At 50.0% G+C, this 13407-nt stretch carries 1 protein-coding gene; it reads right to left on the reverse strand.

Annotated features, from left to right (window positions below; translation table 11 throughout):
- Window positions 1–15: 15 nt before the first annotated feature.
- A complete protein-coding gene (locus tag Y79_RS0101105; RefSeq protein WP_016936042.1) occupies window positions 16–13407 on the reverse strand; it encodes a type I polyketide synthase in 13392 nt (4463 codons plus the stop codon).

Consider the following 13407-nt stretch of genomic DNA (forward strand, 5'->3'; position numbering starts at 1 on the left):
TCTTCCCACTCCTCTCTATTTAAATGCTTTCCAGAACATTTTCTTGGCAGGAAGCTCTTGTTTCTTCACCAGTGCATCAGGTTCTTTTACGAGACCCTTACGTCTTAATGACGGTGCCGGCAGCGGCTTTCTTTTCAGTCGAGTATCTTTTTCTTCCCAAGCTTCCAAAATGATGTGGGCGTTCGTTCCGCCGTCGGCAAAGCAGTTGATGGCCGCAGACGGTCTGGCTGCATCCCATTCGCCGGCTGTTTTATTAAAATACAAATCGGTCTTTGTTATATCAAAATGCGGCATCGGTTCATCCCCTGAGAGAAACGGAACCGTTTGTCTGTGTTTCAGCATTAATACGACTTTTATGAAGCTTGCGATCCCTTCTGCACAAAGCGGGTGCCCGATGTTCGGCTTGATTGACCCGATGCCGAGCGGAACATGCTGACCTGAGCAGTATACGGATTGAATCGCCTTCAGCTCAAGTAAATCAGTCACAGCGGAACCCGATCCGTTTGCTTCGATATAAGTGATATCCTCCGGCTTCTTACCGCTTTTTAAAAGCGCGCTTTGCATAACGTCTTTTTGCGCTTGAACATTAGGGGCTGACGGTCCTGCCGTTCTGCCGTCATTATTCATGGCGGCGGCCTTAATGACTGCGTGTATCGTGTCGCCGTCTTTTTGCGCCTGGCTTACCGTTTTTAACAGCACCATGCCCACTCCTTCTCCGAGGACAACGCCGCCTGAACGCTTATCAAATACATGAAATACCGGTTTTTCGTTTAACAGCCCGCGCTCTTGGAACATCCGGTGCGCCGCATCCGTGTTCAGCATGCTGACACCGCCGACTACCGCTATTTTGATATCGCCGCTTCTCAGTGCCTGTACGGCCATATTCATTCCTGTCAAAGCCGATGAACAAGCCGTATCAAGCACGATGCTCGGCCCCCGCAGGTCAAAAAATTGCGAAACGTTTGCAGCTAAATAGTTCTGCCCGCCCGCAACGATCGGATTGCGGGCATTCGCAAGGCTTTCAGGATCAGGCTGATGCTGGCTGCGGCCTCCGATATACACACCGGCTTCTATACCCTTGATTTCTTCACGGGTATAGCCGGCATGGCACCAAAGCCTTACGCTTTCCTCCAGCACCGCCAATGCCTGAGGATCCATCGCTTTCGCGTCGTTTTCCGGTATGAAAAAGAAATCGGAATCAAAGTGATCCATATGTTCAATCAAGCCCGCAACATACTGATTTTCGTAACCGAATCGTTCGGCCGGCACGGAGCCGATCGCGGACCTGCCGTTTCTCAGCAAATCCCAATATTGTTCTAACGATTCCGCTCCCGGAAAGCGGCAGCTCATTCCGACGACGGCAATGTCTTCATTTTCGGCATATCGGTTTTGTTCAGCTTGAACGGTTTGCACATTGGCGGGAACCGCGGTTTCTGTATCAGATTCCTTCCTTGTGAGCAGCGGCTGACTGTTGGATACAAGCCATTCGGCAAACGCGTCAATCGTCGGATGTTCATATAAAACAGACGGATCTAAGTCCTTTTTGAGCGCTTGATTCATTTGCTGTAAAAGCTGCGCTAAAATGATCGAATCAACCCCGTAATCCTGAAACGGTTCGTCTGTTTCCAGTTCATCCGGAGCGATTTTCAGCTCATCAGAAAACAGTTTTACAAGCCATGCCTTCGTATCAAAAAGAAGGTCTGAGTCTGATTGTTTTTCCTCGATTTGACCGTTTATTTCTGCTTCAGCCTCTTTTTGTTTTTTCTTTTGACTGAGCAGCCTGTCAGGATGCCATCCGCTTCGATCAACGATGGCCGGCAGAACGGCCGGGCGGATGTTTTCAGACAAAATGCGGTCCAGCAAGTCAATCCCTTCCGCATTCGTCAGTCCTAAAAGTCCGGTCTGCTTCAGGCTTTCTGTGCGGACTTCACCCAATCCGGTTTCCTTCCAATTCGGCCATTGAATGCTGACCATCGGATATTGATGCTGATGAGCAGCCGCGAAATAATCCATGTACGCATTTGCCATCGCATAATCCGACTGCCCCGCGGCAAGCGCCGGAACGACAGCAGATACGGAAGAAAATAAGACGAAGAATCGCAAAGGATCATTTGTAAAAAGGCTGCTTAAAGTTTGAAGCCCGGCGACTTTCGGTTCCAGCACCTCTTGTATGTCGTCAGCAGTCTTTCTGATAAACGCCGGATTTACTGAATTAACCGAGCCTGCACAGTGAATGACCCCGCCGATCGGTCCCATCGTGCGCCGGATCGTTTCAATTTCCGCTGCCGCCGCATCACGGTCAGACAATTTCAGACTGATGACCGCTACTTGCACACCTTTTGCTTCTAGCGCTTCAATCGCCCGTATTTTCTCTTTCAGCCGTGTATTCACAGCTGACCGTTCATGGCGGGGAGGAATCGGCTCCCTGCCTGTCAGCACCACTTTTTTCACGCCGTGTTTTTCTGTGAAATGGCGTGCGCATAAAAGACCGAGCCCTCTCGTCCCTCCGGTAATGAAAAGCACATGATCTTCCGGGAACGGTGCGGGCTGTTGTTCTGATCGCTCCCATTTTGGAATCTCCCTGAATACAGCGCGGTATCTCTGTCCGTTTCGGAGGCAGACTTCCGGTTCTGTGCTGTCCGCTGAAAATTCATCCGCAATCTGTTTGGCAAGTGTCTGCTGATTTGTATCTGTATCGGCATCCATGTGTCTTGATGTCACGTTTTGATACTCACTTTGCAGCATTCTGTACAGGCCGCTTTTTGCCGCTCCTGCGAGATGAATCGTTTTCTGCTGAAACGGCTCCAAGCCTTTTGTTACATACAGCAGGGTCAGCGGCCGCGCTTGACGGCGGCTCGTATCAATCAGAGCCTGGAGCCGGCTGATCCCTTCCAGTGAAAGGTCTTCGTCTCCGCATCCCGTCAGATCGATTGCGCCATCTATGTGATTCCAATCGCTAGCTGCAGTGTCTGCCGAATCGACCGAAAGAATGAACGAGTCATCGAAATGCTTTGCAGTCTCTTCGGCAAGTCCCCTTGTCCTTGCATCAGCCAGAATCATGACCTTCTGAACGCTTTTTTCATCGGCAGACTTGATCTCACACGGAACCCACTGCTTTTCTAAAAGTACAGCTTCGCGCCGGTCTTCCGTTTCCTCCGATGCAGATTTCACTTGAGGCAGCCAGTACGGCTCCTTGGCAAACGGGTAAGCCGGCAGACTGATTCTGCGTGGTTTTTCGCCTTGATAGAGTCTGTTCCAGTCCACGTGAAGCCCTTTTGCCCACAATTCCGCTATATTGCCATATTTTTTCTTATCGAACCATGACCTGACAAGCTGCTTCATATCATCGTCCGTTTCAAATGCTTTGATTTCTTTTTTTGCCGTTTTGATGTGGGCTTCATATATCCCTTCACCCGTATTGCTGTATATAAAATCGGTTAAACGGCTGATCAGTTCTTCTCTCGAACCGGCTGTAACCGCAAGACGGTAGTCCATTGCGTCACGCCCGGTTTGAAGCGTGTACGCCATATCTGAAAGATGGATATCCTGATTGGCTTTTGTAAATTCGATCATCGACTCGGCATAGGCTTTTAGCTGCGGCGCTTTTTTCGCCGACAGTACAAAAATGTTTGTCTCATCAGGTTTTCGGCTGCCCCGGTCTTTCGGCTGGTACTCTTCAATGACGAGATGAGCGTTTGTGCCGCTGTAGCCGAATGAGCTGACACAGGCCCGACGCGGTGCTCCGCCTGTTTCCCAAGGTTTGAGTTCGGTATTGACAAATAAAGGCGAGTCATCGAAATCAAAATGTTCATTCGGCGTGCTGAAATGAAGACTCGGCACAAGCTTTTGATGCTTCATCGACAGCAGAACTTTCTGGACGCTTGCTACGCCTGCCGCCGCCGATGTATGTCCGATATTCGATTTAACCGAACCGATGGCGCAAAATTGTTTTCGGTCCGTTTTTTCCTTAAATACAGAAGATAAAGCTTCTAATTCAATCGGATCCCCCTGCTTTGTGCCGGTGCCGTGCATTTCCGCATAGGTAATGCTCTCAGGGTGGATGTTGTGCGTTTCATACACTTGGCGCTCTAAATCCATTTGGCTTTTCGCGCTCGGGGCGGTAATGCCGTTTGTTTTTCCGTCCTGGTTAATTCCGGACCCGATAATGACTCCGTAAATATGGTCTTGATCGGCTTCCGCATCTTTCAGCCTCTTCAGAACGAGCGCCCCCGCGCCTTCGCCAGGCACAAATCCGTTTGCGCTGTTATCAAATGCTTTGCATTGGCCATCAGGAGACAGCATTCCGGCTTCACACATGCTGATATATGATTCAGGCGTTATATACAAGGTGACGCCGCCGACAAGCGCCATGTCAATTTCATGATTCAACAGCGCCTGACGCGCCAAATGAGTCCCGACAAGAGACGATGAGCATGCAGTATCGATCGGAATCGCCGGCCCTTTCAAGTTGAGATAATACGCCAGGCGGGCCGCCGCGATGCTGAAACTGTTGCCCGTTGCGCTTCCTCCTGTCTGATGTTTATTTAACATCATGCCGTATTCATTGTTCATAATCCCTAAATAAACGCCGCAATTTTTCCCGCTTAATTCTTTTGAGCTGTAGCCCGCATCTTCAAAGGCTTTAAAGCCTTCCTGTAAAAATATCCGGTGCTGCGGGTCCATAAGTTCAGCTTCAGACGGAGAAATATTAAAAAACAACGGATCAAATTCTTCAATGCCGTCAAGCATACCGATTGATTTGCAGTATACTTTGCCCTTCTTGTTTAAGGCCGGATCATAGTATTGGTTTACATCCCAGCGGGAAAGCGGGATATCGCGAATGGCGTTTTTCGCACGGGCTAAGTTGTCCCAATATGTCTTTAGGTCCGGCGCATCCGGGTACTTGCCCGACATGCCGACGATGGCTATCGCGTCTGATATCTCGTCTTTAGGCTCCCGTTTGGCCTGCACCGGTTCAGGTTCCTTTTGAACCGTTAATCTCTCCGGCTCGGCAGGTGTTTTCTCCTGCGTAAGCGGCTTTGGACGTACAGGAACCGCCTGTTTTTTTCTGCCGCGGACGGACGGCTGCGTGCGCAGAAAATCGGCAAATTGACGGATGGTCGGATAATCATACACTTTCGTTACGTTACAGTCCGTGCCGTACCGTTTATTGACGGCTTTTATCCATTCAAGACCGGTAATCGAATCCATGCCCAGGTCAATAAAGGCCTCATCAATATCTACTTCATGCCGTTCCATGTACAATACATCAGCAAGTGCTTTCGATAACTCGTCATGCACCGCTTCAATCGGTTCTTCCGGTTCGGCGGAAGCTGCCGTTTCAGACATCGCCTCCAAAATAGCCGCTTCTGCCTGTATCACCGGCTGCTTATGAGCGGTTAAAGGCTGCAGAAGTATGTTGGACGGTTTGTTCACGGCCTCCGTTTTCTGCGGTTCGGTTACTTCCTCAAGGATCGGTTCTGTCCCGAGCTCTTTTTGCAAGAAGGCCGCAAACTGGCTGATGGTCGGATAATCATATACTTTCGTCACCGTAAGAGACGTGCCGTACGTTTTATTAACCGCCTTTATCCATTCAAGACCAGTGATTGAATCCATACCGATATCAATAAAAGTGTCGTCTGCGTCGATATCGCCGGGATCCATATATAAAACGTCCGCCAAACTATCCGTTAATTCGGCACTTACTTTTTCAGCGGAAACCGCCGGACGGTCAGCGGGCTGTGCCGTTCTTTTTGATTCCGTGCCGCTCAAAGGCTGCAATGTAATGTTGGACGGTTTTTCTTTCGAAGTCTCCTCGCAAAGAGGTGCTGCTTCAATGACCGGTTCCGGAGCGGCCTCCGGTGCGATCGGTGCAGGCTTTGTTTCCACCGGTTTTTTGACAGCTGCATCAGCTGATGTGTCGATCCAATAACGGTCTTTTGCAAACGGGTAAGCCGGGAGACTGATTTTTTGCGGTCTGCCCATTTGATACAGCTTATCCCAATTGAGCGGAAGGCCCTTTACCCAAAGCTCTAATACCTTTGCGGCTTTGCCTTTTTCAAGCCATGCCTCAATGGTTTTTTCCATGTCCTCATCAGCCGCAAACAGCGCCATCGTGTCTTTATTCTGTCTGACTTGTCCGCGGTAGAGCTGATCAATTGAATCTTTGCCGCCCGTAAATCCGTCAAGCTTTTCTTCAAGCTCGCGCAAATTGCTGACAATCAGACCGAGACGCTCTTCCATCGCTTCACGGCCGGTTTGAAGCGTATAGGCGACCCGGCCCAGATCCGATTCCTTGTAACGCCCGCTCCGCAGTGCATCAAGAAGCCGTTTCGCCCGTTCTTGAAGCCGTTTCTCATTTTTTGCGGAAAGGACGATCATCGACGGATGAGGTGCGGCAAAAGCCGTCTCTTTATCCTCATCAGCGGTATATTCTTCGATGACGATGTGAGCGTTGACGCCGCCGGCTCCGAAAGAGGAAAGCCCCGCGGTTCTCGGCAGTTCCTTATCATTTATGACCGGTCTTTTCCACTCTTCAAGCGTCTGCTGCACTTTAAACGGCGTACTCGGAAAATCAATATTCGGGTTAAGCGTCCGGGAATGCAGTGACGGCGCAAGCTTCTTGTATTTCATTTGCAGCAGCACCTTTGTCAGCCCCGCGATGCCTGCTGCGCTTTCACAGTGCCCGATATTGGATTTTGCTGAGCCGATGGCGCAAAACTGTTTATCTTGTGTTTGTTCTGAAAAGACTTTTGTCAGACCCGTGATTTCAATCGGATCGCCGAGTGAAGTTCCAGTGCCGTGGGCTTCGATGTAGCTGACCGCCCTCGGATCGGTTCCCGCGTCTTTTAACGCCTGTTTGATTACCGCGGCTTGGGCGTTCGGATTCGGGACGGAATACCCGTTTGTTTTTCCATCATGGTTCACGGCCGTTCCTTTGATCAGGCCGTAAATATGATCACCGTCCGCTTTCGCTTTAGAAAGCGGCTTGAGGAGTACGGCGCCCACTCCTTCACCGGGCACATAACCGTCTCCGCCTTCGCCGAAACTTTCACATCTCCCTTTGCTTGATAAAAATCTGTTCTGGCCGAGCATCAAATATTTATTCGGATGGATAGATACATTGACGCCCCCGGCAAATGCCGCCTCGCATTCCCCGTTCCGCAAGCTTTGACACGCCAGGTGAATGGCTGTTAAAGAAGAAGAGCACATCGTATCAAGAGCCATGCTAGGACCGTTAAAACCGAATACATAGGAAGCCCGGTTCGCGATGGATGACGGATTTCCGGTCAAGGCGAGCGATTTTCCGCGCGCCTGTTCTTCGGCTCCGTAAAGCTGGTATTCCTCATACATGACGCCGACGTAAACACCGACATTGGCGCCCTGCAGGTCACCCGATTTTCCGGTCAGCTTTTTGCGCGTATAACCGGCATCCTCCATCGTTTCGTAGACACATTGCAGAAATAACCGCTCCTGCGGGTCCATCAATTTTGCATCCCGGGGCGAAATAGAAAAGAATTGCGGATCAAATTTGTCCACGTCTTTCAAAAATCCTCCCCATTTTCCGTACGTCTTGCCTTCTTGATCTTTATCAGCGTCGTAATAAAGGCTGTGATCCCAGCGGCTGCTTGGAATTTCCGTTATGCAGTCAACGCCTTCACTTAAGTTCTTCCAAAATTCCTGGAGATTTTCGGCCTGCGGATATCGTCCTGATATACCGATAATCGCGATATCTTCACGCTCCGGAAGCTGCTGGATTTCCCGCGTGTCTGTGCGGACTTGCGCAAAGCCTTTTTTGCCTTCACTGCGATAGGATACAGGCTTTTCTTCTGTTTTCTCCGGCAGATCCGGTTTGGCTGCAGGCGTTTCCTCCGTTTTCATCCCGGTTACTTCCAGCAGCGTGCCGCGGTGAGCTTTCATAAAATATTGCGCCAGCGATTCAATATTCTGGTACTCGAAAAACAATGTTTTTGATAATGAACCGAAGCTCTTTTCCAGCCGTCCCGTCAAATGCATAATCATAATCGAATCAATTCCGTAATCTTCCATAGGCGCCTTGGCGTCAATGCTGCCGACAGGAAGTTTGGTTACTTCCGAAAGCACCTGTTTCAAGAAATGCTCCGTTTTTTCCGCAAGCATGTTCTCTCCGCCTGATGAAAAGCCTGCCGATACTTCTGGTTCGCTTTCCGTTTCTTCTTGATCATCCGCTGATTTTTTCAGAAACGCCCGGATTTTTGCGGCGTAGCCTTCCGTCACCATGATCTGGGATGTCTTTTTTGCCCACCCGCGGTACAAAGCTTGAATGCCGTTTTCTGTTTTCATAGGGACCATGCCGCTTTCTTTTGTCAGCATGGCTTCCGTTTCGGCGTCAACCGTCATCCCGCCGTCTTTCCAAAGCGGCCAGCAGATTGAAAGAGTGTGCCCATGGCGTTCATTTCGGGCCTTTTGCCGGTTTCTTTTTTCACTGAAAGCGTTCATAAACGCATTGGCCATCGCATAATCTGCTTGGCCCGCGCTTCCGGCGCTTCCCGCTCCGGAAGAGAAAAGAATCAGAAAATCAAGTTCTATGTCCTTACACGCTTCATCAAGATGAACCAGCCCGGAGACTTTCGGCGCCAGTACATCACGGAGTTCATCTTTGTTCTTTTTCAGAATATAGTTGTCTTTTATCGTTCCGGCGCTGTGAATGATACCGTTTAAGCCGCCGTACTGCCGGCAGATGTCCGCTGTGAGCAATTGAACTTCTTGTTTATCTGTCATGTCCGTTTGTTTGTACACGGCTTGTGCGCCAAGACCGGACAGCTCTTGCAGCTGGGCTTTTTTACGGTTATCCAGCGCAGAACGCCCCGTTAAAATAAGAACGGCGCCTTTTGCATGCCGGGCGATTTCTTTGGCGAACAAAAATCCGAGACCGCCCGCACCGCCTGTGATCAGATAAACACCTTTATCCTTCCACGGCTTTTCGGGGCCGAACTGTTCAAGACCCGTTTCCTGCCATTGTGCCGTATAGCGCCTGCCGTTTTCATAGCGAATATGCTTGTCATCAGGGTGAGCGCTGCATTCTTTTACATATCGTGACAGCGTGTCTGCCTTGACGTCCGGCTCCGCTTCAATCAGCTGGCCGGTCAGGTTCGGGTTTTCAAGCGCCGCTGTTTTCAAAAGCCCCGTTAAGCCGCAAAGGAGCTGCGTATCAGCTTCTTGAGGCACGACAATCTGAATAAGCTCGCGCCCGCCGGAATTTGAAGCGATGATTTTCTTCACTTCTTCAAAAGCCTGAACTGCACAGGCTTCAAACCGTTCGTCTTCATTCTTATGCTGATCACGGAGCACGTGACAGCTGAAGTCTGTCTGTATGCTGTTCATTTGATCCGTAAGCCGGTCAGATATCATCACGTGACGGGTTTTGAAATGGACTGGCGCTTTTTCAAGTACAGCGGCCTTCTCTTCCCATACGTGCTCAAAAAATAGTGTATCTGTTTTATCCGTTTCAATTTCCCGTGCGGAATAACCAGTCATTTTCACACATACATTGCCTTGTTCGTCACATATATCAATATCCAGCTTCTGCACGGCATCTTCAGGCTTGCTATCACCGCTGTACGCAATGGAAACCCACATATTGCTTTTACAGCTTTTCAGCACATCAATCTGCTCCAAAGCAAACGGCAGCATCGGCCTTATGTCAGTTCCGTCTCTATCAAGCATCAACCCGATTGTCGCGTGGAATGCCGCATCCAAGAGGCTCGGATGGAGGACAAACTGATCTTTTGTATGAGAAACAGATGACGGGAGTGAGAGTTTCGCGAGCACTTCGCTGTCTTTTGCATAGATTTCCGTGACCGCTTTGTGAGCATCCCCGTATTCAATCCCCATCTGTTTATAAGCTTGATAGCAAGCGTCAGGTGTGATCAGACGGCGTGATTCTCTCAATTTGTCAATCTCGATTTTCGCCGGTTCGCCCGCCTGGACAAACGCCGCGCTTCCTTGCGCATAGAGAACGGGCTCTTGTTTTGATGAAGCCGATTCACGATAAACCGTAAATCCCATGTCCCCATTTTCTTCGTCATAAAGACGGAGATACAATTCTGCCGACTCATCCGCCGCTGTAAACGGACGTATCCATACGACATGCTTCAGGCGGACTGTTCCGTCTTCTTTCGTTTCTGCCGCGTGTTCAACGGCTGCCCGGACCATTTCCAGATAAGCCGCGCCCGGTAACGTCCGCTCGTTTTTGACGACGTGATCTTGCAGGAAAAATTCTCCGCCGCTAAAAGAGGACCGAAAACGGACGCCTGACATGTTTGATACATTTTCATGCAGGAGCGGGTGTAGCATGCCTGCATTTTTTTGCGGTAACAAATCTTTTTTCTCCGCCTCGGGCACCCAATACCGTGTTTTTTCAAACGGATAAGTCGGCAGACTGATCCGATTCGGTTTGTTTTCACCGTATAAGAGATTCCAATCCATCGTTCCTCCGCCGGCCCACTTCTCAGCAATCATCTCCAGACTTCCGGAAGAAAGCCATTTATGTATCAAGTCAGGAGCAAGCTCTGCCTGTTTCGTTTTATCAGCTCTGTTCCGCCAGCATCCGCCGGCCGTTTGACCCGCCAGAAAACCTCCCAGCCGTTCTTTAAGCTGTGTTATATTCTGTGCGGTGAAAACAACCCGCTCCTCCATCTGCTCACGGCCGACCTGAAGTGTATATGCCGTATCCTCAAGCGGCAGGCCGGGATGAATAAATGCAGACAGCTTCGCAACATACGCTTTAAGCCGTTCTTCGTTTCGGGCGGAAACCGGGAAAATGAATGTCTGTCCTTCCGCAGGTTCAGCATTTGTTCTGTGTGATTCTTCCGGAATAAATTCTTCCAGAATGAGATGCACATTTGAACCTGTCGCCCCGAAAGAACTGATCCCGGCACGCCGCGGATATACTGTTTCGTTTCCGTCTTCCGTCACGGAAGGCTGCTGCCATGCTTCTGTTTGATGCTGGACATAAAACGGTGATTGTTCAAAATCTAAATACGGATTCAGCTCCTCGGAATGCAGAGACGGCACCAGCGTTTTATAGTGAAGCTGCAGGGCGACCTTGCTTAACCCGCTGATGCCCGCCGCCGATTCAGCATGGCCGATATTGGACTTCACTGATCCGATGGCACAGAACTGTTTGTCCTGTGTGTACTGGCGGAACGCCTTGACAAGGCCTTGAACCTCAATCGGATCGCCGAGAGACGTTCCGGTCCCGTGCGCCTCAATATAACTGACCGTGCGCGGATCGATTCCCGCTTTATCCAGACATTCCTCAATTAAATCGGCCTGCGCGACCGGGCTCGGCACAGAAATCCCGCTTACTGTTCCCACGTGATTGACGGCACTGCCCTTTACTACCGCGTAAATCCGGTCTCCGTCTTTTACCGCTTCTTGCAGCGGTTTTAATAAAACGGCACCGATTCCTTCAGCCGGTACATAGCCGTCTCCGTCTTTCCCGAACGTATGACAAACCCCGTCTGTTGAAAACATGTCCCATAAACCGTATGTCAGATATTTATTCGGATGCAGTGACAAGTTGACGCCTCCGGCAACAGCCGATTCACATTCCCCGCGCCGAATGCTCTCCACAGCAAGGTGAACCGCAGTCAGCGAAGATGAACAGACCGTATCGACCGCCATGCTCGGCCCGTGAAAATTACAAAAATATGAAACTCTGTTTGCGATCTGCGCATAATTAAGAGACAGCGGGAATACATGATCTTCAGAAGAAGCCTCAGCTCCGACCAACGTATAGTCCTTGTGCATCACCCCGGCAAAGACGCCGACGCGCTGTCTCTTATTTTGTCCGCGCGCCTTCGCGAGCGACTTCGGCGTATATCCGGCATCCTCAATCGTTTCCCAGCATGTTTGTAAAAACAGCCGTTCCTGAGGGTCCATTGTTTCAGCTTCCCGCGGCGTAATCCGGAAAAATTGAGGATCAAAGCAATCCGGATCATCAATAAATCCGCCCCATTTTGAAATGCTCTTTCCCGAAGGCGACTTTACATTTTCAAATCGGCGCCAGTCCCAGCGAGACTCTGGAATTTCGGTGACACAGTTTTTTCCTTCTTTCAGGTTTTCCCAGAATTCGTGAATATTTTCGGCCTGCGGATAGCGGCCGGCCATCCCGATAATGGCGATATCTTCATCTTGCGGCACACTGCTTTTCCGCCTTTTTTCTGTTTGCGGCGGCTTCTCCATTTTTGCCTGAGGTGCGCTGAAATGGCTCCCGTGCTGCTCAGTCAGGAAAGCCGCAAGCTCTGCTGCCGTCGTATATTCAAACAGCAAAGTCGGTGAAAGGGTTTCGCCGATTTTTTCGCTGATCGTTTCGACGACGTCAAGCAGTCCGGACGATGTCAGCCCCATTTCATAGTAGCCGACTTGAGAATCAATCTGTTCAAGCGGCTTGCCGATTTTTTCCGCCATCAGATTCATGACATACCGTTCTGCTTCCTCATGCCGGTGTCCGCCTTCAAGCGATGCCGCAACTTCCGGTAAACCGGCTTTTTCAGGAGACTTCTCAGCAGTCTTTCGTTCTGTATTGATCAGCTCGGCATCCCGCACGAGCTTGCTTGTGAAATCTTTCAGCTCGGCTACTTTCCGGCCGGATGCGTTAAAAAACTCCAGTGTAATGTAAATGAGCTCCTTTTCCTGCCGGAGCGACGAACGTTTGATTCTCGTGATGCATCCGGCCTGCAAAGGTTCGGAAGCTGTAAAAGATTCATAGAAAAGAGGCAGAAACAGCCTCTTTTCCCCATTTAACAGCGATGAAATTAATAGGTTTGCGCCGACGCCGCTTCCGTCAAGAAGGGTCGGATGGAACAAAAACCCTCCGGCCTGTCCCATCGCGTCTTTTCCGAGCGATAAATCAAAGGTGACCCCGTCCCGCTCCTCAAACACTTCTCCTTCTGCTTTCATATATCCGCTGTGAACCAATTCCTGGCTTCTGCATTGTGCATACAGCTCATTTAAATCGATGGTGCGTTCCGCCTCGCGTTTGACAGAGTCAAGATCAAGCGTGTCACTGAATACTGCGGGGGCCGTCTCATGCATTTCCGCTTTGACGTAAATACGTTCGTCCGGCTGTACTCGTCCGCCGCTGACCTCAGCCCCTTTTGCGGTCAGTTTCCAGCGCCCTTCTTTTACCTTTGTACATTCAACCGTAAGCTTGACGGCGCTGTTTTCTTTCGCAATAAGCGGCTGATATATGGATAAATGGCGCAGCTGAAGCCCGTCATATGAATACCCGCGCTCTTTGAAAATCTGATAAAACATATCAATATAAGCCAATCCCGGAAGGACTTTTTGTCCGTAAACGTCATGATGTAAAATAAACGGATTTTTCAGCGATAAAGTGATTTGCTTATTGAAGTTCTTCAC

The sequence above is a fragment of the Bacillus siamensis KCTC 13613 genome, assembly GCF_000262045.1.
GTDB classification, from domain to species: domain Bacteria; phylum Bacillota; class Bacilli; order Bacillales; family Bacillaceae; genus Bacillus; species Bacillus siamensis.